This window comes from Salmonella bongori NCTC 12419, from assembly GCF_000252995.1.
Classification (GTDB): Bacteria; Pseudomonadota; Gammaproteobacteria; order Enterobacterales; family Enterobacteriaceae; genus Salmonella; species Salmonella bongori.
The window spans coordinates 4,237,407-4,261,780 of the sequence record NC_015761.1; the positions used below are offsets into that span (position 1 = coordinate 4,237,407).

Here is a 24,374-nt window from a genome sequence, read left to right on the forward strand (position 1 = left end):
CGGATAAGGCGAAGTCGCCACCCCGGCATACGCCACGCCTTACAAACTCCCCGCCGGGCGGCTGCTTCTGCCTGCAGAACTTAACGTTCTCCCGGTTTGTTTACCGCCAAGACTTTCCAGACGCATCTGGAACGGCGGGAACGGCATATCAATACCGTGTTCACGGAAGCCCGCCAGAATCAACTGATGGATCTCATGGCGTAATGGCATACGGTGCCCCATTTCGGCGGCATAGATACGCAGTTCAAAAATCTGAATACCCTGCTGGAGATCCACCAGAAAGATTTCAGGCGGCGGGTTATCAAGCACCAAAGAGCAGCGCTGCGCCGCCGTCAGTAGAATTTGCGTCACCTCTTCGCTATTGGCATCCGCTGGTGCCGGTATGGTTAATACCACGCGCGTAACGGAGTCAGACAGCGACCAGTTAATAAACTGTTCGGTGATAAAGGCTTTATTCGGCACGATAATCTCTTTACGGTCCCAGTCGCTGATGGTGGTGGCGCGGGTATTGATTTTGGTCACGCTGCCGGTGAGATCGCGAATGGTCACCGTATCGCCGATACGAATCGGCTTTTCAAACAAAATAATCAGACCGGAGATAAAATTGGCGAAAATTTCCTGCAGGCCAAAACCAAGCCCGACGCCGAGCGCGGCAACCAGCCACTGTAGTTTCGACCACTCAATACCGATCATCGAGAAACCGACCAGCCCGCCAATCAGCATCAACAGATACTTGGTGATGGTCGTAATAGCGTAACCGGTGCCCGGCGTTAAATCGAGATGTTGTAACAGCGCCAACTCGAGCAAAGCAGGCAGATTACGTACTAACTGCGTAGTGATAATAAATACCAGAATCGCAATGAGCACTGCGCCCAGGGTAATCGGCTCCAGGCTTTCCACACCCTGCACCGTAGAGGTGACATCCCACAGCGAAATATTCTCCAGGAAGCCGAACGCCGAGTGGATTTCCGACCACAGCACGATGACCGAGAGCAGAGCGATAAGCATCAGAATCGAGCGAACCAGTCGCAGAGACTGGGCGCTGATGGCGTCGAGATCGATTTCGCTTTCATCTACGTCGATTGCGCCTTCAAGGCTGGAGGTGTGTGCCGGCTCTTCTTCGCCGCGCGCGCGTTGCGCCAGCATTTCCGCCCGACGATGTTTGGCGCGGTCAAACGCCAGTCGGCGCCGCTGAATCAACATCCAGCGGCGAATCACATGATAAATCACCAACAGCAGGAACCAGATGGCGACTGAGGTTTCCAGCCTTGCCAGTAGCGCCTGTGCTGTGGCCAGATAGCCTACCGCCGCCGCCAGAATCGCGATAAGCGGCGCACCCATCAGCATATTCCACAGCAGGCTGTTGACCATGTTGTCACCGTTGCCTTCTTTATCCAGGTAGAGCGGGATGCCTGCTTTTTTCAGACTCAACGTGACCAGCGCCAGCGCGCCGCATATCAGGATAAAACAGAGGCGGCCCAGTGAACCGGAAAACTCCCGATCGTTAAGATTATCAAACATGATCACGGCCATAATGAGCGGCACGATCAGTCCAATGCTCATCAAGTAGTAGCGCATTGCTTTCGCTACCCGATTACGCGGCCAGCCGAAATGCGCCACGAACAGACCGTTAGGACGGGCAAAAGCGGCGCAAATCATCACTACCCACAACAGCGGTACGGTCGCCGTTACCCCATCACCGATGGCGACGGCCAGCGGATACGGCCAGGCTTCCTGTAAGCCATAACCAAGCGTTGCCCATAGTACAGGCAGCGGCGAGGCCACCAGAATCGACCAGAACACTGTTCGTAGCGTAAGTGAGAAGTGATCCTGCGTGACTTTCCCGACGCGGGAGGCCGAGCGCTCAAGGAACCGGTTGAAGTGTTGGCGAGAATAAAGGCTAAACCCGACCAGCACCAGCGCGCCGAATAATGGCAGTAGTGTCTCTTTGCTGGTCAGCATCATGATGCTGGCCTTACCTAACTGATTAAACGTATCCAGCGAGATAAGGCGACGTAAATCCTGCACCAGATCAACAGGCCAGGAGAGTGATAGCGGGCTAACGTCGGCAGTCCAGAACAGATAGCGGTGGGTGGCTTCATTAACTTCTTTAAGCGCATCCTCCAGCTGGCTATTGGAGACTTTCAGTTTGGTCAACTCCAGGATCAGTGTGTCGCCGCCCTGTAACAAGGCGTTGAGCAGTTCACGCTGAGTGCGTAGCTGGGCGTCAAGGATCTGGTTTTGCTCGGCAGTGAGCGGTTGCCCGTCAGCCTGACGTATTTGCCGTAGCTGCGGTTGTTTATTGAGTAACTCTTCATAACGCATCCGGTGGACACGTAGTTGCGCCATTTCTGTATCAAGCTGCTGCGGTTTAGGCATTTCCGGCAGACGTGCGACCTGCGCGCGCAGCGCTTCGCCAAGCATATTGGAAACGCCAAGCCACTGTGACTGCTCCCGTAGCGTATTAAGCGCCTGGCGCACCTGCAACGTTTGGCTGGCGGCCTGCCGCTGCTGCGAGGCGACCAGATCCATCCGCTGTGCTTGTTGATTGAGCGCCTGTGACAGTTCGCGGTTAACTTTAAATTGTTCGACGATGCCTTCCGGCAGTCCCGCGCTGTTTTCCGCCAGCAGCTCGGTGCTTTCCAGCGCGCGTTCCGCTTCACGTTGACGTAGGCTGTTAAGCTGATTGCGTAGCGCCTGAAGATACGCATCTAATTGCTGACTCTGCTTTTCTGCCAGTTCAGAACGCAAACGAGCCAGTTCCTGACGGTTGTTGGCGGACAGTTGCGCCAGTTCCAGTTCGTCGACTAACGCTTTTAGTTTGGCGGACTCCGCCTGCATACTGAGACTTTGCGCCTGGCTAAGCGCGGCACTTCCGCCTGCGGCGCCGAGTCGTCGCTCGAGCTCATTAAGCTGGCGGCGGGCATCGTTTTGCTGCTGGGGAAGTTGGCTGAGCGAGTCGGCAATTTCTCTGGCGCGCTCTTGCTCCTGCTGCGCCTCGCGGGTTTTATCCAGCAGTTGGCTGCTAACCTGCAAAATCTCCTGGTTTAACGCCTCGGAGGACATCTCCGGCGGTACGCTGCGGGGTTCATCGCGCAGATTATTTAATTGGGCGCGCAGGGTGGCGGATAGCTTAGGGAAGTTATCAATAACGTGTTGATATTGTTTCGCGCGTTCAAGCGAACCTTTCCGTTCTTCAAGCGCGTTTAACGCAGTCTGGAGCATCTCAACGGCTTCTGGCTGGGCGGGTTTCGCCGCTTTTGCCTGCTCCAGTTCTTGCGTGATTTGTTTGGCGTCGGGGGCCGTTGCGGCGAACGCCCCCGTGCTGAGGCACCAGGCCATCAGAAAAGCGATAATCAGGCGCACGTCAGCGTTCTCTCTTGATCAGGTTTCGTCTTTTTTATTATCAACCAGCGGGCTGGCGTCATGTTCCGCTTTAATTTCTTCTTCCGGCAGTGGCGCTGATTCTGCCTCCGGCGTGACGAAGGTTTCGGTCGAGGTTGCCAGCGGTTGGCCAATTTTGGTGACGGACAGGCTTGCAAGCGATTCGATCAGATTCACTTTTCCTGGCGCAAACAAGTTGATAACCGTGGAACCCAGCTTAAAGCGCCCCATCTCCTGACCTTTCAGCAAGGCGACAGAGCCTTCATCTTCGCCGGCAGGCCAGGTCCAGCGTTTAATGATGCCTTCACGCGGCGGCGTGATGGTTCCCGCCCAGACGGTTTCGATACTGCCAACAATGGTAGCGCCGACCAGAATTTGCGCCATAGGGCCAAACTCGGTATCAAACAGACAGATAACGCGCTCGTTGCGGGCAAACAGATTGGGTACGTTTTGCGCAGTCAGATGGTTAACGGAGAACAGATCGCCTGGTACGTAGATCATTTCGCGCAGGATACCATTACATGGCATATGCACGCGGTGGTAATCGCGAGGAGAGAGATAGGTGGTAACAAACGTGCCGTTACGGAATTTATCCGCCATCAGATAGTTACCTGCGAGCAACGCCTCAAGGCGGTAGTTATGGCCCTTGGCCTGCAAAATTTTATCTTCTTCAATACGGCCTAACTGGCTAATCACGCCGTCGGCAGGCATGACGAGGATGTTAGGATCGGTATTGAGGGGGCGCACATCATCACGCAGCGGGCGCACGAAGAAATCATTGAACGTACGATAGCTGGTGGTATCGGGTTTTTGCGCCTCTGTCATATCGACCTTGTAATATTTTACGAAGAGATCGATAACCAGTTTAGTCAGCCATCCTGCTCGTTTGCTTGCGCCCCAGCCCGCCAGGCGAGTGAGCCATTGTTTCGGCAGAATGTATTGTAGCGAAAGTTTAAATGAGTTTAACAAGGTAGCCTCCAGGCCAGTGTTGTTCCTGAACCGGTATTTATACCGGTATCCTGAAAAAGGGGACGATTCTAACGATGCCTAGCGTATCTGTCAGTCGTCCGTATCAGAAAAGTTTTTACGCGTTTTTACCTGCGCCATACTTTCAAGAATTCGGTGATAATTTTCGAAACGGGTTTCCGCAATAGCGCCGTTCTCTACCGCCTTGCGAATGGCGCAGCCTGGATCGGCGTCATGTTTGCAGTCCCGGTATTTGCAATGGCCCAGATAGTCATGAAATTCGACAAAGCCCTGCGTGATTTGTTCCGGCTCCAGATGCCACAGGCCGAACTCGCGTACGCCAGGAGAGTCAATCACATCGCCGCCATGCGGGAAATGATACAGACGGGCTGCGGTGGTGGTATGTTGGCCCAGGCCGGAAATGTTCGATACATCATTCGTCAGAATCTCGTCCTGTAAGCCGAGCAGGGCATTTAACAGGCTGGATTTTCCGACGCCGGATTGTCCGGCAAAAATACTGATGCGGCCGGTTAACGCTTCTTCCAGCGGTTTCAGACCATCCTGTGTGTGGCTGGAGACCATCAACACGCGATAACCGATATTGCGGTAGATATCCATCTGCTCGTTTACGAAGTCCATGCCTTCGTCGTCCAGCAGATCGATTTTGTTCAGTACGATCAGCGGCTCAACCTGTAAGGTTTCACAGCCTACCAGATAGCGATCGATGATATTCAGCGATAGTTCGGGCAAAATCGCAGAAACGATAACGATTTGGTCAATGTTGGCGGCAATAGGTTTCACGCCGTCATAAAAGTCCGGGCGCGTCAATACCGAGGTGCGCTCATGCACCGCTTCAACGATGCCTTTCACATTAACGCCCTCGGCGGCGGCTTTGCCTGGACGCCAGACGACGCGATCGCCAGTGACCAGCGAACGAATCGTGCGGCGGATATTGCAGCGGTGAACCTCACCGCCAGCGGACTCCACATCGGCATGCATACCAAAACGGCTAATAACGATACCTTCAGCAGGCTCGCCAAAGAGGTTGTCATCGTAATCGGCTTTCTCCGCGGACGTTTTTAAACGACGCTGGTGATTGGCGTTCACACGGCGCTGCTGGCCTTTGGAGAGTTTATTTTTGCTCAATCGTACTGGCTCCTGGTCGCCCATAGTGGGCAAAACATCTATGATACACGCAATTGTAGATGAATATAGTCACAGTGAATGTGACCTCTGAAGGGTGGAAAATAGCATGAGTGCCGATGAAAACAACCTGATTTGGATCGATCTGGAGATGACAGGTCTGGATCCCGAGCGTGATCGCATTATTGAGATTGCTACACTGGTAACGGATGCCAGCCTGAATATTCTGGCAGAGGGGCCGACGATTGCGGTACATCAATCCGATGCGCAACTGGCGTTAATGGATGACTGGAACGTGCGCACTCATACCGGAAGCGGCCTGGTAGATCGCGTTAAGGCAAGTACAATGAGCGAACGCGATGCTGAGCTGGCAACGATTGAATTCCTGAAAGCGTGGGTGCCTGCGGGTAAATCGCCGATTTGCGGCAATAGCATCGGCCAGGATCGTCGTTTCCTGTTTAAATATATGCCAGAGTTGGAGGCTTATTTTCATTATCGCTATCTGGATGTCAGTACACTCAAGGAGTTGGCGCGCCGCTGGAAACCGGAAATTCTGACCGGCTTTACCAAGCAGGGGACGCACCAGGCGATGGATGATATTCGCGAGTCGGTAGCTGAACTGGCTTACTACCGCGAGTATTTCATTAAACTGTGATGCGCGAGCCTGATGGCGTTTTATCCGCGCCAGAGCGCTATTGCGCTCCCTGGTAGGCTGGATTAGCGGCGCCATCCGGCAAAAACAGCGGAGGCTGGAGAGTATGACGCCTTATTCTATTTCTACGTATGTACCTTGCTACCCGTTTTTTGGCGTAGAGTGCTATTCTGTTTAGGTACCTTTAAACATTGAGTGAAATGTTTTTTGGTGAATAGCGGACATATTGCTCGTTTTTTGTCTTGTTTGCTGATTTAATCAGCACTCAAACAAAAATCGCGAAAAAATGCGTTCAGGGGCTTGCAGCTAAATGGATTTCTCGTATAATGCGCCTCCCGTAACGACGCAGAAATGCGAATTACGACAGCATTAAATTTGCGGGAATAGCTCAGTTGGTAGAGCACGACCTTGCCAAGGTCGGGGTCGCGAGTTCGAGTCTCGTTTCCCGCTCCAAAATTTGTAAAGTACTTGTTAAGTACAGACCACCAATCGCAGGATTTCGAATTGCGACAAGGCGGCAACTGAATGAGTCCTTAGGTGCTTACTGAAGTAAGTGACTCAGGCGAGTGAAGGCAGCTAACGCAGTAGCGGTTCGAAAGACGAAGATTATGCGGGAATAGCTCAGTTGGTAGAGCACGACCTTGCCAAGGTCGGGGTCGCGAGTTCGAGTCTCGTTTCCCGCTCCAATTCTTATCTACAGCCAATTTATCCACAACGAATATCGCGTTGGGGAACGTTTTGTTCCGCTTTCGTCAGACGCTTGTAAACAGAGTTATCCACAGGCTGGTCTATTGCTCCTGGAATTTGAAAAATCATACCCGAAGAGTGGATTTTATATAACCATTTGAAATATATATAAAAAACAAGATTTCAAAATGTTAGGACTATTGTATGCTCCTTTTCTCCCTCTTGAATCGCAATGTGTTTTTATTTTTATACACAGCCTGTGAATAATTCAGGCATCGCGAGGAAGCCCTTTTTCAATTACCCTGACCAGACGCTGTTTTTTCGGTAGTTGCACTTCAATGATGCAGGCATTCCGCTTTTCAATTTGTTGCGCAATCGCCCATTCAATATGCTCGTCAAGAAGTGGGTGCTCACCTTGACGGCTTTGCAGCGCGGTAATAATCGCATCGCTCCACGGCGCATTTCCCAGCGCAACGGCCACATTGCGCAGCCAGCGTAAATGGCCAATGCGTCGAATCGCAGAGCCTTCAGTAACTTTCAGAAATTGCGCTTCGCTCCAGCTAAACAGGTCAATCAACGCCGGGGCGTGCAGTGGTTTACGTGGGCTAAAATCCTCTTCATTGGTCAGCTGTGAATAACGATTCCACGGGCAGATAAGCTGGCAGTCATCGCAGCCGTATATACGGTTGCCTATCAATGGGCGAAACGCTTCCGGAATAGCGCCTTCCAGTTCAATGGTGAGATAAGAGATACAACGCCGTGCATCCACCGTATACGGTTCGACAATTGCCCCGGTCGGGCAGATGGTCATACAGGCGACACATTTACCGCAACCTTCCCCGACCGGCTTGTCTATCGGTAGCGGTAAATCAAGTAGCAGTTCGCCCAGGAAAAAGAACGATCCTGCTTCCCGATTAAGAATAAGTGAGTGCTTACCTGTCCAGCCAAGTCCGGCTTTTTCCGCTAATGGACGTTCAAGAACAGGCGCAGAGTCGACAAAGGGTCTAAAATTCAGCGAACCGCAGTGTTGCTGGATCTGCTCGCCCAGTTTTTTGAGGCGGCTGCGTAATAGCTTGTGATAATCGCGCCCCAGCGCATATCGGCTAACATAGCCAAGCGTGGGATTCTTCAACGTGCTGGCAAACGCGGCGTTGGCGGGCAGATAGTTCATACGTACGCTGATGACACGTAGCGTACCCGGTAAGAGTTCATGGGGCCGGGCGCGCATCATACCGTGGCGCGCCATCCATTCCATCTCGCCGTGGTATTGTTTAGCCAGCCAGGCCTGCAATGCAGGTTCGGATGCGCTGAGATCAGTATCGGTAATACCGACCTGTTGAAAGCCCAGCTCCAGCCCCCACTGCTTAATATTTTGCGCTAACTGATTGAGATCGAGGGGCTCTGACATGATGGACCATAACATGAAGAAAAACCCTGCAAGTATACCACACTCTGTGTGGCCCGCCGATGAGATCAAACGGCTGGAGCGCGACGCGGCAGATGTCTTCGGGCTCACACTCTATGAATTAATGCTTCGCGCAGGCGACGCGGCGTTTCGGACGGCCCGCGATATTTACCCTGATGCCCGGCACTGGCTGGTGCTGTGCGGACATGGCAACAATGGCGGCGATGGCTACGTCGTGGCGCGGTTAGCGCAAGCGGCGGGCATTTGTGTGACGTTGCTGGCGCAGGAGAGTGACAAACCGCTGCCTGAAGAAGCGGCGCAGGCGCGCGAAGCCTGGCTGAACGCAGGCGGAATTATCCATGCAGCCGATATTATCTGGCCGGAGACGACAGATTTGATTATCGATGCTTTGCTTGGTACGGGGTTAACCCAGGCACCGCGCGCCCCGGTAGCCAGTCTGATTGAACAGGCTAACGCCCATCCTGCACCGGTTGTCGCCGTCGATATCCCGTCAGGTCTGCTGGCGCAAACGGGGGCCACGCCCGGCGCGGTGATGAGTGCCGCGCATACGGTTACATTTATCGCCCTCAAACCCGGCCTGCTTACTGGCAAAGCACGTGATGTCACCGGCGTGCTGCACTATGACGCGCTGGGGCTGGACGGCTGGCTGGCGGTTCAGACGCCGCCGCTGCAACGTTTTGATGCGACGCAGTTAGGGCAATGGCTAACGCCGCGCCGACCGACCTCGCACAAAGGCGACCATGGACGGTTGGTGATTATCGGTGGCGACCTGGGGACAGCGGGGGCGATTCGGATGGCGGGCGAGGCGGCGCTACGCACGGGAGCCGGATTGGTCAGAGTGCTGACCCGCCGTGAAAATATCGCGCCGTTGCTAACGGCCCGCCCGGAACTGATGGTACATGAACTGACGCCTTTGTTACTGGAAGAAAGTCTGTTATGGGCCGATGTGGTCGTCATTGGCCCGGGACTTGGGCAACAGGAGTGGGGCAAAAAAGCCTTACAGAAAGTAGAAAATGTCCGTAAACCTATGCTCTGGGATGCGGATGCGCTGAACCTACTGGCAATCAATCCTGATAAACGTCACAATCGCGTGATTACACCCCACCCGGGAGAGGCTGCCCGTCTGTTGGGGTGTTCTATTGCAGAAATTGAAAGTGATCGCTTACTTTCGTCACAGCGTCTGGTAAAACGATATGGAGGCGTTGTGGTATTAAAAGGCGCAGGGACGATTGTCGCCGCCGGACATCACCCTTTGGCTATTATTGACGCCGGTAATGCAGGAATGGCGAGCGGCGGGATGGGTGACGTATTATCCGGCATCATTGGCGCATTGCTTGGACAGAAGTTTACCCCGTATGATGCGGCATGTGTGGGATGTGTGGCCCACGGCGCGGCGGCGGACTTACTGGCAGCGCGTTATGGCGCTCGCGGCATGTTAGCGACCGATCTTTTTACTACGCTGCGGCGTATTGTTAACCCTGATGTGATTGACGTAAACCATGATGAATCGAGTAATTCCGCTCCCTGACGAGCAGGCGACGTTAGACCTGGGGCAACGGGTAGCCAATGCCTGCAATGGCGCGACGGTTATCTATCTGTATGGCGATTTAGGCGCTGGTAAAACGACGTTTAGCCGGGGATTCTTGCAGGCGTTAGGCCATAACGGCAATGTAAAAAGCCCTACCTATACGCTGGTAGAGCCTTATGCGCTCACTCACGTGATGGTATATCACTTCGACTTATACCGCCTTGCGGATCCGGAGGAACTGGAGTTTATGGGTATTCGTGATTATTTCGCCAACGACGCCATCTGTCTCGTGGAGTGGCCGCAACAAGGTAAAGGTGTTCTGCCCGACCCGGATGTCGAAATACACATTGAATATCAGGCTCAGGGGCGTGAGGCGCGTGTAAACGCGGTATCCTCATTGGGTCATTCGTTGTTGGCGCATTTAGCCGGTTAGTTATAAAGGTGGCGGGATGATTTATTGCATCAAAAATGCTGTGATAGCAGCCTTAATCCTGCTGTGCGCGCAGGCGGGTGCCGCCAGTCTCTCCGATATTCAGGTTTCCAACGGTGAGCAGCAGGCGCGCATTACGCTCAGTTTTATCGGCGAGCCGGAGTACGCTTACTCGCAGGATGGTAAGCGCACCGTTGCGCTGGACATCAAACAGACTGGCGTAATTCAGGGGCTGCCGCTTCAGTTTAGCGGTACTAATCTGGTGAAAACGATCCGCGCCGGAACACCGAAAGACGCGCAGACTTTAAGGTTACTGGTCGATCTGACGGAAAATGGCAAAACCGAGGCCGTGAAACGGCAAAACGGCGGTAACTATACGGTCATTTTCACCATTAACGCCGATGCTCCGCCACCACCGCCAGTAATGGCGAAGCGGGTTGAAAGCGTGCCTCAGCCGGCAGAGCCTGCCCGTAATCCGTTTAAATCCTCCAACGATCGACTCACTGGCGTGACCAGCAGTAATACCGTCACGCGACCCGCGGCGCGTGCGTCGTCAGGTGTTGGTGATAAAGTGGTGATTGCTATTGATGCCGGGCATGGAGGTCAGGATCCGGGTGCGATAGGCCCGGACGGTACACGTGAAAAAAACGTCACCATCGCCATCGCGCGTAAGCTGCGGACGTTGCTCAATAACGATCCGATGTTCAAGGGCGTGCTGACGCGTGACGGTGACTATTTTATTTCGGTGATGGGACGCTCTGACGTGGCGCGTAAGCAAAACGCCAACTTCCTTGTTTCCATTCACGCGGATGCCGCGCCAAATCGCGACGCCACGGGTGCCTCCGTCTGGGTATTGTCCAATCGTCGCGCGAACAGCGAAATGGCAAACTGGCTTGAGCAGCATGAGAAACAGTCCGAACTGCTGGGCGGCGCTGGCGATGTTCTGGCGAACAGTCAGTCAGACCCTTATTTGAGCCAGGCGGTACTGGATTTGCAATTCGGTCATTCGCAGCGGGTAGGGTATGATGTGGCGACGAATGTGCTCAGTCAGCTGGACGGCGTGGGGTCGCTACACAAGCGTCGCCCTGAACATGCCAGCCTGGGCGTGCTGCGTTCTCCGGATATCCCGTCCATTTTGGTAGAGACGGGCTTTATCAGTAACCGTGGCGAAGAGCGATTGCTGGCGAGCGAGCGTTATCAACAGCAGATTGCTGAAGCCATTTACAAGGGGTTGCGTAAGTATTTTGAAGCGCATCCGCTTCAGTCTGCGCCACAGGGCGCTTCAGGCCAGACGGCCAGTACTCACCAGCCGGGCGGAATGACCGCCGCGAATTAAGGAGATTTCATGCCGATTCAGGTTCTGCCGCCGCAGCTTGCGAACCAAATCGCCGCTGGCGAAGTGGTGGAGCGCCCTGCGTCGGTTGTCAAAGAGCTGGTAGAGAACAGTCTGGACGCAGGCGCTACCCGCATTGATATCGATATTGAGCGTGGCGGCGCGAAGCTTATTCGTATTCGCGACAATGGCTGCGGCATTAAAAAAGAGGAACTGGCCCTGGCGCTGGCCCGACATGCCACCAGCAAAATCGCCTCGCTTGACGATCTGGAGGCGATTATTAGTCTGGGGTTTCGCGGTGAAGCGTTAGCCAGTATCAGTTCGGTTTCACGCTTAACGCTGACTTCGCGTACCGCGGAACAGTCGGAGGCCTGGCAGGCATATGCGGAAGGGCGCGATATGGACGTGACGGTAAAACCCGCCGCGCACCCGGTCGGCACGACCCTGGAAGTTCTGGATCTCTTTTATAATACGCCTGCCCGCCGCAAATTTATGCGTACCGAAAAAACGGAATTTAATCATATTGATGAGATTATCCGTCGTATCGCACTGGCCCGTTTTGACGTCACTTTCAATCTGTCGCACAACGGCAAATTGATACGACAGTATCGCGCTGTCGCCAAAGACGGGCAAAAAGAGCGTCGGTTAGGTACCATCTGCGGCACGCCATTTCTGGAGCAGGCGTTGGCGATCGAGTGGCAGCATGGTGATCTGACCCTCCGCGGCTGGGTCGCCGATCCGAATCACACCACCACGGCGTTGACGGAGATTCAATACTGCTATGTGAATGGGCGCATGATGCGCGATCGCTTGATCAACCATGCTATTCGTCAGGCCTGTGAAAACAAATTGGGCGCGGACCAGCAGCCTGCGTTTGTGTTGTATCTGGAGATTGACCCGCATCAGGTGGACGTCAATGTGCATCCCGCCAAACATGAAGTGCGTTTCCATCAGTCCCGGCTGGTACACGATTTCATCTATCAGGGGGTATTGAGCGTTCTACAACAGCAGACGGAAACGACGCTACCGCTGGAGGAGATACCACCCGCGCCGCGGCATATCCCGGAAAACCGTGTCGCCGCAGGGCGTAACCATTTTGCTGAACCTGCTATGCCAGCTGCGGCGCGTGAGCCTGTTACGCCGCGCTATTCCGGCAGCGCATCGGGCGGCGGGCGTCAGTCCGTTGGCGGCTGGCCTCATGCGCAGACAGGCTACCAGAAGCAGCAGGGCGAGGTTTATCGCGCGCTATTACAAACGCCCGCGGCGAGCCCTGGTCCGACACCAGAACCAGCTGCGCCTGCGCTTGACGGGCATAGCCAGAGTTTTGGCCGCGTGCTGACGATTGTCGGCGGAGACTGCGCGCTGCTGGAACGTGAAGGAAATATTCAGCTATTGTCGCTTCCGGTTGCGGAGCGTTGGCTGCGTCAGGCGCAGCTTACACCGGGGCAAAGTCCGGTTTGCGCGCAGCCGTTGTTGATTCCGCTGCGTTTAAAAGTGAGCGCAGATGAAAAATCCTCGCTGCAAAAAGCCCAACCTTCGTTGGGGGAATTGGGCATTGAATTTCAGTCTGATGCGCAGCATGTGACCATTCGTGCAGTGCCTTTACCCTTACGACAACAAAATTTACAAATCTTGATTCCTGAACTGATAGGCTACCTGGCGCAACAGACTACATTTGCAACGCTCAATATTGCACAGTGGATAGCGCGTAATGTGCAGAGCGAACATTCACAGTGGTCAATGGCGCAGGCCATATCACTCCTGGCAGATGTTGAGCGGCTATGTCCGCAACTGGTGAAAGCGCCGCCGGGGGGTCTGTTACAACCTGTTGATTTACATTCGGCGATGAACGCCCTGAAGCATGAATGATGTAAGTAAGGCGAGCCTGCCCAAGGCGATATTTTTGATGGGGCCGACGGCCTCCGGCAAAACGGCGTTGGCGATAGCACTGCGTAAAGTTTTGCCAGTAGAGTTGATAAGCGTGGATTCCGCCCTCATTTATCGGGGAATGGATATTGGTACGGCCAAACCGGATGCCGATGAGCTGAAAGCGGCGCCGCATCGACTGCTGGATATACGCGACCCATCGCAGGCGTATTCGGCGGCTGATTTCCGTCGCGATGCGTTAGCAGAAATGGCGGAGATTACCGCCGCAGGGCGTATTCCACTGTTAGTGGGCGGGACCATGTTGTACTTTAAGGCGTTGCTTGAAGGGCTATCGCCACTGCCTTCGGCCAATCCGCAGGTCAGATCCCGAATTGAGCGGCAGGCGGCGGAACTGGGATGGGACGCGCTGCACCGGCAACTTCAGGAAATAGATCCGGTTGCCGCTGCGCGAATTCATCCAAATGATCCGCAAAGACTTTCCCGGGCACTGGAAGTTTTTTTCATTTCGGGTAAAACTTTAACGGAGCTAACGCAAACGTCAGGAGACGCGCTACCGTATCAGGTGCATCAGTTCGCTATCGCCCCGGCGAGCCGTGAACTGCTCCATCAGCGCATTGAGCAGCGTTTTCATCAGATGTTGGCTTCAGGTTTTGAAGCAGAAGTCCGGGCGCTTTTTGCCCGAGGAGATTTGCATACGGACTTGCCTTCCATCCGTTGTGTGGGATACCGCCAGATGTGGTCATACATTGAGGGCGAAATTTCATATGATGAAATGGTTTATAGAGGTGTTTGCGCCACGAGACAGTTGGCGAAGCGCCAGATGACCTGGTTGCGCGGTTGGGAAGGGGTGCGCTGGCTTGACAGTGAAAATCCCGATCTGGCACGAAAAGAAGTATTACAGGTTGTTGGTGCTATCGCAGACTGAATGTGTACAATTGAGACGTATCGTGCGCAATTTTTCAGAAATTTAGTAAGATTCAGCTATACACGAAGTCAGTCATGTTGCGTCAAAGCGGCCAACGCAGAGGTAGCGTGAAGGATGAAATGTATAAGTACAAATAAGCATATAAGGAAAAGAAAGAATGGCTAAGGGGCAATCTTTACAAGATCCGTTCCTGAACGCATTGCGTCGGGAACGTGTTCCAGTTTCTATTTATTTGGTGAATGGTATTAAGCTGCAAGGTCAAATCGAGTCCTTTGATCAGTTCGTGATCCTGTTGAAAAACACGGTCAGCCAGATGGTTTATAAGCACGCGATTTCTACTGTTGTCCCGTCTCGCCCGGTTTCCCATCACAGCAACAATGCCGGTGGCGGCACCAGCAATAACTACCATCACGGTAGCAACGCGCAGGGGGCTACTGCGCAACAGGACAGCGAAGAGACTGAATAAGTTCACGCGCTGTTTATCCATGTCGGGGGCGTCGGATAATCGCCCCCGCTGGTTATTAAGAGGGTTTACGCTTGTTTGACCGTTATGATGCCGGTGAGCAGGCGGTACTGGTACACATCTATTTTTCGCAAGACAAAGATATGGAAGACCTCCAGGAGTTTGAATCTCTGGTCTCTTCCGCCGGTGTCGAAGCAATGCAGGTGATTACCGGTAGCCGTAAAGCACCGCACCCTAAGTATTTTGTAGGTGAAGGTAAGGCAGTTGAAATTGCGGAAGCCGTGAAAGCGACTGGCGCAGCGGTCGTATTGTTTGATCATGCATTGAGTCCAGCCCAGGAACGTAACCTGGAGCGTTTGTGCGAATGCCGGGTTATCGATCGCACCGGTCTTATCTTAGATATTTTTGCCCAACGCGCGCGTACCCATGAAGGTAAGCTGCAGGTTGAGCTGGCGCAGTTGCGCCATCTGGCGACGCGTCTGGTGCGTGGCTGGACCCACCTGGAACGGCAGAAGGGCGGGATTGGTTTGCGCGGTCCGGGTGAAACCCAGCTCGAAACCGACCGTCGTTTATTGCGGAATCGCATTGTGCAGATTCAGTCGCGCCTGGAGAAAGTTGAGAAGCAACGTGAGCAGGGGCGGCAGTCGCGCATTAAGGCCGACGTGCCGACGGTATCGTTGGTAGGTTATACCAATGCCGGAAAATCCACCCTTTTTAATCAGATTACCGAAGCGCGGGTGTATGCGGCAGATCAGCTGTTTGCGACGCTGGACCCCACGTTACGCCGCATTGATGTGGCGGATGTCGGTGAAACCGTGCTGGCGGATACGGTAGGGTTTATCCGTCATTTACCGCACGATCTGGTGGCGGCCTTTAAAGCTACCCTGCAGGAGACGCGTCAAGCGACTCTGTTGCTGCATGTGGTCGATGCGGCGGATGTTCGTGTGCAGGAAAACATCGAGGCGGTAAATACCGTTCTTGAAGAGATTGACGCTCATGAAATCCCCACCTTAATGGTGATGAATAAAATCGATATGCTGGACGACTTTGAACCGCGTATCGACAGAGATGAAGAGAATAACCCCATCCGCGTTTGGCTTTCAGCACAGACCGGCGTGGGAATACCACAACTTTTTCAGGCTTTGACGGAGCGTCTTTCCGGCGAGGTGGCGCAGCATACGCTGCGTTTACCGCCGCAGGAAGGGCGTCTGAGAAGCCGGTTTTATCAGCTTCAGGCAATAGAAAAAGAGTGGATGGAGGAAGACGGTAGCGTCAGTCTGCAGGTACGAATGCCGATTGTCGACTGGCGTCGCCTTTGTAAACAAGAACCGGCGTTGATCGAATATGTGATCTAGACGCGGAGTCATTCAGGTTGCATTGATGCGGCAGCTGAGAAAATCACAGGAGCTTATATCAGTAAAGTGACTGGGGTGAAAAAAGCGGCTAAGCAAGGTGTGGCCTGAGAGATGATGCCCGTAACGGCGGCTCGTCTGAAGCATGGAGTCATTTCGCCTTATCCTCTGGAGTCGAAAGACAATGGGGATCACCGCATAACAAATATGGAGCACAAACATGGCGTGGAATCAGCCCGGTAATAACGGACAGGACCGCGACCCGTGGGGAAGCAGCAAACCTGGCAGCAACTCTGGGGGAAATGGAAACAAAGGTGGCCGCGATCAGGGACCTCCCGATCTGGATGATATCTTCCGTAAACTGAGTAAAAAGCTCGGTGGTTTTGGGGGCGGTAAAGGCACCGGTTCCGGCGGCGGTAATTCATCGCAAGGCCCGCGTCCGCAGATGGGGGGCCGTATCGTCGCTATCGCGGCGGCGGCAATAGTCATTATCTGGGCAGCCAGCGGTTTCTATACTATTAAAGAAGCCGAGCGCGGCGTTGTGACGCGTTTTGGTAAATTCAGCCATCTGGTTGAGCCAGGTCTGAACTGGAAGCCGACATTTATTGATGAAGTGACGCCGGTGAACGTAGAAGCGGTGCGCGAACTGGCGGCTTCTGGCGTCATGCTGACGTCTGACGAAAACGTGGTGCGCGTTGAAATGAACGTGCAATACCGTGTCACCGATCCGCAGAAATATCTGTTTAGCGTAACCAGCCCGGACGACAGTCTGCGTCAGGCCACCGATAGTGCTTTGCGCGGCGTCATTGGCAAATACACGATGGATCGCATCCTGACCGAGGGGCGTACCGTTATTCGTAGCGATACCCAACGCGAACTGGAAGAAACCATCAAACCGTACAACATGGGCATCACCCTGTTGGACGTGAACTTCCAGGCTGCGCGTCCGCCGGAAGAGGTGAAGGCTGCCTTTGACGATGCGATTGCCGCACGCGAAAACGAGCAGCAGTACATTCGTGAAGCGGAAGCGTATACCAACGAAGTTCAGCCGCGCGCTAACGGTCAGGCACAGCGTATCCTTGAAGAGGCACGCGCGTATAAAACCCAGACTATCCTGGAAGCGCAGGGTGAAGTCGCCCGGTTTGCGGAGATTTTGCCGGAATATAAAGCCGCACCGCAGATTACTCGCGAGCGTTTGTACATTGAAACAATGGAAAAAGTGCTGAGCCATACCCGTAAAGTTCTGGTTAACGACAAGAGCGGTAATTTGATGGTGCTGCCGTTAGATCAGATGCTGAAAGGCGGGAATGCGCCGGCGGCAAAGAGCGACAATAGCGCCAGCAACCTGCTGCGCCTGCCGCCGTCCACCACGTCTAACACCAGTGGAGCAAGCAACACGTCGTCCTCAAGCCAGGGCGATATTATGGACCAACGTCGCGCTAATGCGCAGCGTAACGACTACCAGCGTCAGGGGGAATAACGATGCGTAAGTCAGTAATTGCGATTATCATCATCGTGCTGGTAGTGCTCTACATGTCCGTCTTTGTAGTCAAAGAGGGCGAGCGCGGCATTACGCTGCGCTTTGGTAAAGTTCTGCGTGACGATGAGAACAAACCGCTGGTTTACGCGCCGGGTCTGCACTTTAAGATCCCGTTTATTGAATCAGTCAAAATGCTTGATGCGCGAATCCAGACGATGGACAACCAGGCCGATCGCTTTGTGACTAAAGAGAAGAAAGACCTGATTGTTGACTCTTATATTAAATGGCGTATCAGCGACTTTAGTCGGTACTATCTGGCGACCGGCGGCGGCGATATTTCGCAAGCCGAGGTGCTGTTAAAACGTAAATTCTCAGACCGTTTGCGTTCTGAAATTGGCCGTCTGGACGTAAAAGATATCGTGACCGATTCTCGTGGTCGCCTGACTCTGGAAGTCCGTGATGCGTTGAACTCAGGTTCAGCCGGTACGGACGATGAAGTGGCGACTCCGGCGGCGGATGACGCTATTGCTGAAGCGGCGGAACGCGTTACGGCAGAAACGAAAGGTAAAGTACCGGTTATCAACCCGAACAGTATGGCGGCGTTGGGTATCGAAGTGGTCGATGTGCGTATTAAGCAGATCAACTTGCCGACCGAGGTTTCTGAGGCAATTTACAACCGTATGCGTGCCGAGCGTGAAGCGGTAGCGCGTCGTCACCGCTCACAAGGTCAGGAAGAGGCGGAAAAACTGCGCGCCGCTGCTGACTACGAAGTGACGAAAACTCTGGCGGAAGCTGAACGTCAGGGCCGTATCATGCGTGGTGAAGGCGATGCAGAAGCCGCGAAACTGTTTGCTGACGCATTCAGCCAGGATCCTGATTTCTATGCGTTTATTCGTAGCCTGCGTGCTTATGAGAAGAGCTTCGAAAGTAATCAGGACGTCATGGTACTGAGCCCGGACAGCGATTTCTTCCGCTACATGAAGACACCGAGTTCGACGACACGCTAAACGAGCGTCAGCGGTTTTAGACCAGCAAAACCACCGCATCCAGAGGATGCCGGTGGTTTTCTTTTATAAGGGCGATAAATGAATTCAACAATCTGGTTGGCGCTTGCTCTGGTATTAGTCCTCGAAGGATTGGGGCCAATGCTGTATCCCGGCGCATGGAAAAAAATGGTTTCGGCGTTAGCGCAACTACCGGAAAATATTTTACGTCGTTTTGGTGGTGGACTTGTGGTTGCGGGAGTTGTGGTCTACTACATGTTGAGGAAAACGATTGGCTGAACAAAAAGTGGTCGGATTTGCCGCGGCTTGAGTGCAAAAAGTGCTGTAACTCTGAAAAAGCGATGGTAGAATCCATTTTTAAGCAAACGGTGATTTTGAAAAATGGGTAACAACGTCGTCGTACTGGGCACCCAATGGGGTGACGAAGGTAAAGGAAAGATCGTCGATCTTCTGACTGAACGGGCTAAATATGTTGTACGCTATCAGGGCGGTCACAACGCAGGCCATACTCTCGTAATCAACGGTGAAAAAACCGTCCTCCATCTTATTCCATCAGGTATTCTTCGTGAGAATGTTACCAGCATCATCGGGAACGGTGTTGTGCTGTCTCCGAGCGCGCTGATGAAAGAGATGAAAGGTCTGGAAGACCGTGGTATCCCTGTCCGTGAGCGCCTGCTGCTGTCTGAAGCCTGTCCGCTGATCCTTGATTATCACGTGGCGCTGGATAACGCGCGTGAAAAAGCGCGCGGCGCGAAAGCGATCGGCACCACCGGTCGTGGTATCGGCCCGGCTTATGAAGACAAAGTGGCTCGTCGCGGCCTGCGCGTTGGCGATCTGTTTGATAAAGCCACCTTCGCTGAAAAACTGAAAGAAGTGATGGAATACCACAACTTCCAGCTGGTGAATTTCTATAAAGTAGACGCCGTTGACTATCAGAAAGTGCTGGATGATGTGATGGCGATTGCCGACATCCTGACCAGCATGGTTGTTGATGTTTCCGATCTGCTGGACCAGGCGCGCAAACGTGGCGATTTCGTCATGTTCGAAGGCGCACAAGGTACGCTGCTGGATATCGATCACGGTACTTATCCGTATGTGACCTCTTCCAACACCACCGCTGGCGGCGTGGCGACGGGGTCCGGTCTCGGTCCGCGTTATGTCGATTACGTCCTGGGTATTATCAAAGCTTACTCCACGCGCGTAGGGGCGGGTCCGTTCCCTACGGAGCTGTTTGATGAAACCGGCGAATTTCTGTGCAAGCAGGGTAACGAATACGGCGCGACTACGGGTCGTCGCCGTCGTACTGGCTGGCTGGATTCCGTTGCTGTACGTCGTGCGGTTCAGATCAACTCCCTGTCGGGCTTCTGCCTGACCAAACTGGACGTTCTGGACGGTTTGAAAGAGGTAAAAATCTGCGTGGCCTATCGTATGCCGGATGGCCGCGAAGTGACTACTACTCCGCTGGCCGCTGATGACTGGAAAGGCATCGAGCCGATTTATGAAACTATGCCAGGCTGGTCTGAGTCCACCTTCGGCGTGAAAGATCGTAGCGGTTTGCCGACGGCGGCGCTGAACTATATCAAACGTATTGAAGAACTGACCGGTGTGCCGATTGATATTATTTCTACCGGCCCGGATCGTACTGAGACGATGATTCTGCGCGACCCGTTCGACGCGTAATCACTGCTCATGGCGCAGTGCCTGATGGCGCTGCGCTTATCAGGCTTACCATTCAGCGTTCCCAGGCCGCATAAAATATTTTGCATCACCCTTCGGCTCAAATGTGTCATTGCTCCTCGCTTTTTTCCTTCCTGAATCGAAATAAATTAGCAGCCTGACAGCTGGCTGGTTTATCATCAATACAGATAAGTTATATCCCGTTTTCCCTTTTCCTGAGGTTGATGTGCAGTTAACGAGTTTCACCGATTACGGATTGCGTGCGCTAATCTATATGGCGTCGTTACCAGATGGACGCATGACCAGTATTTCTGAAGTGACAGAAGTCTACGGCGTGTCCCGTAATCACATGGTCAAAATTATCAATCAGCTTAGCCGGGCGGGATTTGTCACCGCCGTTCGGGGAAAAAATGGTGGTATCCGTCTGGGTAAACCAGCTAATTCGATTTGTATTGGCGATGTGGTACGTGAGCTGGAGCCCTTATCACTGGTCAACTGTAGTAGCGAATTTTGCCACATCACCCCTGCCTGTCGTCTGAAACAGGCACTTTCTAAGGCCGTGCAAAGTTTTCTCAAGGAGCTGGATAACTACACGCTTGCCGATTTGGTTGAAGAGAATCAACCGCTTTATAAATTATTACTGGTGGAGTGAAGTAAACTTCATTAGAGATGACAATGGAGGAACCTCAATGTCACAAGATCCTTTCCAGGAACGCGAAGCTGAAAAATACGCGAATCCTATCCCGAGCCGGGAATTTATCCTTGAACATTTAACGAAACGTGAAAAACCGGCCAGTCGCGAAGAACTGGCCGTAGAACTGAATATTGAAGGTGAAGAGCAGATTGAAGCTCTGCGCCGCCGCCTGCGCGCGATGGAGCGTGACGGACAACTGGTCTTTACGCGTCGTCAGTGCTATGCGCTGCCGGAACGCCTCGACCTGCTGAAAGGCACCGTTATTGGCCATCGTGATGGCTACGGTTTTCTGCGCGTTGAAGGGCGTAAAGATGATTTATACCTGTCCAGCGAGCAGATGAAAACCTGTATTCATGGCGATCAGGTGCTGGCGCAGCCGTTGGGTGCCGATCGTAAAGGGCGTCGTGAGGCGCGTATCGTTCGTGTTCTGGTGCCGAAAACCAGCCAGATTGTTGGCCGTTACTTTACCGACGCAGGTGTGGGTTTCGTGGTGCCTGACGACAGCCGTCTAAGCTTTGACATCCTGATCCCGCCGGAAGAGGTGATGGGCGCGCGGATGGGCTTCGTGGTAGTCGTAGAACTGACCCAACGTCCAACCCGCCGCACCAAAGCGGTGGGGAAAATCGTCGAAGTACTGGGCGACAACATGGGTACAGGTATGGCGGTAGATATGGCGCTGCGCACCCATGAAATTCCTTACATCTGGCCGCAGGCGGTAGAGCAACAGATCGCCGGACTGAAAGAAGAGGTGCCGGAAGAGGCAAAAGCAGGTCGTGTCGATCTGCGCGAGCTGCCGCTGGTCACCATTGATGGCGAAGATGCCCGTGATTTTGACGACGCAGTCTATTGTGAGAAAAAACGCGGCGGCGGCTGGCGTTTGTGGGTCGCTATTGCTGACGTGAGCTATTATGTCCGTCCGCCAACCCCACTGGATCGTGAGGCACGCAATCGTGGTACATCGGTTTACTTCCCGTCACAGGTTGTGCCGATGCTGCCGGAGGTGCTCTCCAACGGGTTGTGTTCGTTGAACCCGCAGGTTGACAGGCTGTGTATGGTCTGTGAAATGACTATCTCGGCGAAAGGGCGTTTAACGGGTTACAAATTCTATGAAGCGGTGATGAGCTCTCATGCCCGTCTGACCTATACCAAAGTCTGGCATATGCTGCAGGGCGACCAGGATCTGCGTGAACAATATGCGCCACTGGTGAAGCATATCGAAGAGCTGCACAACCTCTACAAAGTACTGGATAAAGCGCGTGAAGAACGTGGCGGTATCTCGTTTGAAAGCGAAGAGGCGAAGTTTATTTTCAACGCTGAACGCCGTATTGAGCGTATCGAACAGACTCAGCGTAACGACGCGCATAAGCTTATCGAAGAGTGCATGATCATGGCGAATATCTCGGCGGCGCGTTTTGTCGAGAAAGCCAAAGAGCCCGCCCTGTTCCGTATTCATGATAAGCCCACCACCGAAGCAATTACCTTATTTCGCTCCGTACTGGCGGAGCTGGGGCTGGAGCTTCCGGGCGGAAATAAACCGGAACCGCGCGATTATGCCGAACTGCTTGAATCAATTGCCGACAGACCGGACGCCGAAATGCTGCAAACGATGCTGCTGCGTTCAATGAAGCAGGCCATTTACGATCCGGAAAACCGCGGGCACTTTGGTCTGGCGTTGCAGTCTTATGCGCACTTTACCTCGCCGATTCGCCGTTACCCGGACCTCTCTTTGCACCGTGCCATTAAGTACCTGCTGGCGAAAGAGCAAGGAAACAAGGGCAACACTACCGAAACGGGCGGTTACCACTATTCAATGGAAGAGATGTTGCAGCTCGGCCAGCACTGTTCGATGGCGGAACGCCGCGCTGATGAGGCGACACGCGACGTCGCTGACTGGCTGAAGTGTGACTTTATGCTCGATCAGGTAGGCAATATCTTTAAAGGTGTCATTGCCAGCGTCACTGGTTTCGGCTTCTTTGTCCGTCTTGACGAACTGTTTATCGATGGGCTGGTACATGTTTCTTCGCTGGATAACGATTACTACCGCTTTGATCAGGTTGGACAACGGTTGATCGGCGAGTCCGGTGGACAAACGTATCGACTGGGCGACCGGGTCGAAGTTCGTGTCGAAGCGGTGAATATGGACGAGCGGAAAATCGACTTTAGCCTGATCTCCAGCGAGCGCGCACCGCGTAACGTTGGCAAAACGGCGCGTGAAAAAGCGAAAAAAGGCGAAAGCAAAAATGCCGGTAAACGCCGCCAGGTCGGTAAAAAAGTGAATTTCGAACCGGACAGCGCCTTCCGCGGTGAGAAAAAAGGTAAAGCAAAGCCTAAAGCGGATAAAAAAAGCGATAAAAAAGTGAAAAAGCCATCTGACAAAACGCGTAAAATCGCCGCCGCCACTAAAGCCAAACGAGCGGCGAAGAAAAAAGCCGCGGAGTAAATACACTCCCTCCAGCCCTCCTCCTGAAAGGGAGGAGGGTGAATATTTTCCCGACCGGATAAGCATAGCGCTGCCGGTAAAAAGACATGAATGAGAACCATCAATGAGTGAAATGATTTACGGCATCCATGCGGTCCAGGCTCTGTTAGAGCGCGCGCCAGAACGTTTTCAGGATGTCTTTATCCTAAAAGGGCGCGAAGACAAACGCTTGCTGCCGTTGATTCATGCTTTAGAAGCGCAGGGCATTGTGATTCAACTGGCAAGCCGCCAGTTTTTGGATGAGAAAAGCGAAGGCGCGGTACACCAGGGGATTATCGCCCGGGTGAAACCGGGGCGGCAGTACCAGGAAAACGATCTGCCGGATCTGATTGCGCTACACGATCGCCCCTTTTTGTTGATCCTTGATGGCGTCACCGATCCGCATAACCTCGGCGCCTGTTTGCGTAGTGCCGATGCCGCAGGTGTACATGCGGTAATCGTGCCGAAAGACCGTTCCGCACAGCTCAACGCGACGGCGAAAAAAGTCGCCTGCGGCGCCGCGGAAAGCGTGCCGCTGATCCGGGTCACCAACCTGGCGCGCACGATGCGCATGTTGCAGGAGGAGAATATCTGGATTGTCGGGACGGCAGGCGAGGCTGACCATACTTTATACCAGAGTAAAATGCCAGGCCGCATGGCGTTGGTCATGGGCGCAGAAGGTGAAGGTATGCGACGCCTGACACGTGAGCATTGCGATGAGCTGATCAGTATTCCTATGGCCGGGAGCGTATCGTCGCTGAATGTTTCTGTTGCGACGGGGATTTGTCTGTTTGAAGCTGTTCGCCAGCGAACCTGACGTTAACATTATTTTTTTCAGAAAAAACCATCCATAATCGGATGGTTTTTTTTTATCGTTGGCTGATA

At 53.5% G+C, this 24,374-nt stretch carries 19 protein-coding genes and 2 tRNA genes; 17 read left to right on the forward strand and 4 right to left on the reverse strand.

Features of this window, described 5'->3' with window-relative positions; genetic code table 11:
- Positions 1-39: 39 nt before the first annotated feature.
- The 3 genes from mscM to rsgA form a co-directional block, all read right to left on the reverse strand.
- Positions 40-3,366 carry a miniconductance mechanosensitive channel MscM gene (gene mscM / locus SBG_RS19890; protein ID WP_001236762.1) on the reverse strand — a complete coding sequence of 1,109 codons (3,327 nt, stop codon included), beginning with the start codon at positions 3,364-3,366 and terminating at the stop codon, positions 40-42.
- Positions 3,367-3,384: 18 nt separating this feature from the next.
- Entirely contained in the window at positions 3,385-4,353 is a 969-nt protein-coding gene (gene asd, locus SBG_RS19895) for an archaetidylserine decarboxylase (protein ID WP_000934960.1), read from the reverse strand.
- Positions 4,354-4,443: 90 nt separating this feature from the next.
- A complete protein-coding gene (gene rsgA, locus SBG_RS19900; protein WP_000041952.1) occupies positions 4,444-5,496 on the reverse strand; it encodes a small ribosomal subunit biogenesis GTPase RsgA in 1,053 nt (350 codons plus the stop codon).
- A 106-nt stretch (positions 5,497-5,602) separates the two neighbouring features.
- On the opposite strand from rsgA, the gene orn reads away from it, so the two are divergent.
- The 3 genes from orn to SBG_RS19915 all read left to right on the forward strand — a co-directional run bounded on the left by orn (position 5,603) and on the right by SBG_RS19915 (position 6,831).
- Positions 5,603-6,148 carry an oligoribonuclease gene (gene orn / locus SBG_RS19905; protein WP_001271548.1) on the forward strand — a complete coding sequence of 182 codons (546 nt, stop codon included), beginning with the start codon at positions 5,603-5,605 and terminating at the stop codon, positions 6,146-6,148.
- Between the two features lie 374 nt (positions 6,149-6,522).
- Positions 6,523-6,598: transfer RNA gene (locus SBG_RS19910), tRNA-Gly, on the forward strand.
- Positions 6,599-6,755: 157 nt separating this feature from the next.
- A tRNA-Gly gene (locus SBG_RS19915) sits at positions 6,756-6,831 on the forward strand.
- A 269-nt stretch (positions 6,832-7,100) separates the two neighbouring features.
- Here the strand turns inward: SBG_RS19915 and queG are convergent.
- Positions 7,101-8,240, reverse strand: coding sequence for a tRNA epoxyqueuosine(34) reductase QueG (gene queG, locus SBG_RS19920; RefSeq protein ID WP_024135173.1), 1,140 nt, complete (start codon positions 8,238-8,240; stop codon positions 7,101-7,103).
- On the opposite strand from queG, the gene nnr reads away from it, so the two are divergent.
- From nnr to rlmB, 14 genes are all read left to right on the forward strand, one after another.
- Entirely contained in the window at positions 8,239-9,786 is a 1,548-nt protein-coding gene (gene nnr / locus SBG_RS19925) for a bifunctional ADP-dependent NAD(P)H-hydrate dehydratase/NAD(P)H-hydrate epimerase (RefSeq protein ID WP_000968663.1), read from the forward strand. The genes queG and nnr overlap by 2 nt on opposite strands.
- Positions 9,758-10,219: a tRNA (adenosine(37)-N6)-threonylcarbamoyltransferase complex ATPase subunit type 1 TsaE gene (tsaE, locus tag SBG_RS19930; protein ID WP_000981992.1), complete on the forward strand. Its 462-nt coding sequence runs from the start codon at positions 9,758-9,760 to the stop codon at positions 10,217-10,219. Before nnr ends, tsaE begins: the two co-directional genes overlap by 29 nt.
- Positions 10,220-10,235: 16 nt before the next feature.
- The gene (gene amiB / locus SBG_RS19935) at positions 10,236-11,552 is read left to right on the forward strand and encodes an N-acetylmuramoyl-L-alanine amidase AmiB (protein ID WP_000638624.1); all 1,317 of its coding nucleotides are present in this window, start codon (positions 10,236-10,238) and stop codon (positions 11,550-11,552) included.
- A 9-nt stretch (positions 11,553-11,561) separates the two neighbouring features.
- Positions 11,562-13,418 (forward strand): DNA mismatch repair endonuclease MutL, encoded by a 1,857-nt coding sequence (mutL, locus tag SBG_RS19940; protein WP_001122526.1) that lies wholly within the window; start codon positions 11,562-11,564, stop codon positions 13,416-13,418.
- Positions 13,411-14,361 (forward strand): tRNA (adenosine(37)-N6)-dimethylallyltransferase MiaA, encoded by a 951-nt coding sequence (gene miaA, locus SBG_RS19945; protein ID WP_001000728.1) that lies wholly within the window; start codon positions 13,411-13,413, stop codon positions 14,359-14,361. The genes mutL and miaA overlap by 8 nt, the downstream gene beginning before the upstream one ends.
- A 157-nt stretch (positions 14,362-14,518) precedes the next feature.
- A complete protein-coding gene (gene hfq / locus SBG_RS19950) occupies positions 14,519-14,827 on the forward strand; it encodes an RNA chaperone Hfq (RefSeq protein ID WP_001051877.1) in 309 nt (102 codons plus the stop codon).
- Positions 14,828-14,898: 71 nt separating this feature from the next.
- Positions 14,899-16,179 (forward strand): ribosome rescue GTPase HflX, encoded by a 1,281-nt coding sequence (gene hflX / locus SBG_RS19955; RefSeq protein WP_000460341.1) that lies wholly within the window; start codon positions 14,899-14,901, stop codon positions 16,177-16,179.
- 217 nt (positions 16,180-16,396) lie between these two features.
- Positions 16,397-17,656, forward strand: coding sequence for an FtsH protease activity modulator HflK (hflK, locus tag SBG_RS19960; protein WP_000312500.1), 1,260 nt, complete (start codon positions 16,397-16,399; stop codon positions 17,654-17,656).
- A gap of 2 nt (positions 17,657-17,658) precedes the next feature.
- Positions 17,659-18,663 carry a protease modulator HflC gene (hflC, locus tag SBG_RS19965; RefSeq protein ID WP_001232418.1) on the forward strand — a complete coding sequence of 335 codons (1,005 nt, stop codon included), beginning with the start codon at positions 17,659-17,661 and terminating at the stop codon, positions 18,661-18,663.
- A 78-nt stretch (positions 18,664-18,741) separates the two neighbouring features.
- Positions 18,742-18,939 (forward strand): DUF2065 domain-containing protein, encoded by a 198-nt coding sequence (locus tag SBG_RS19970; protein ID WP_001089289.1) that lies wholly within the window; start codon positions 18,742-18,744, stop codon positions 18,937-18,939.
- A 102-nt stretch (positions 18,940-19,041) separates the two neighbouring features.
- The gene (gene purA, locus SBG_RS19975; RefSeq protein WP_000527979.1) at positions 19,042-20,340 is read left to right on the forward strand and encodes an adenylosuccinate synthase; all 1,299 of its coding nucleotides are present in this window, start codon (positions 19,042-19,044) and stop codon (positions 20,338-20,340) included.
- Between the two features lie 223 nt (positions 20,341-20,563).
- On the forward strand, positions 20,564-20,989 hold the full coding sequence (gene nsrR / locus SBG_RS19980) for a nitric oxide-sensing transcriptional repressor NsrR (protein WP_001177631.1): 426 nt from the start codon (positions 20,564-20,566) through the stop codon (positions 20,987-20,989).
- Between the two features lie 37 nt (positions 20,990-21,026).
- Complete coding sequence (gene rnr / locus SBG_RS19985) at positions 21,027-23,471, forward strand: ribonuclease R (RefSeq protein WP_000076348.1); 2,445 nt, start codon at positions 21,027-21,029, stop codon at positions 23,469-23,471.
- Between the two features lie 103 nt (positions 23,472-23,574).
- Positions 23,575-24,306 carry a 23S rRNA (guanosine(2251)-2'-O)-methyltransferase RlmB gene (rlmB, locus tag SBG_RS19990; RefSeq protein WP_001293261.1) on the forward strand — a complete coding sequence of 244 codons (732 nt, stop codon included), beginning with the start codon at positions 23,575-23,577 and terminating at the stop codon, positions 24,304-24,306.
- Positions 24,307-24,374 lie beyond the last annotated feature (68 nt).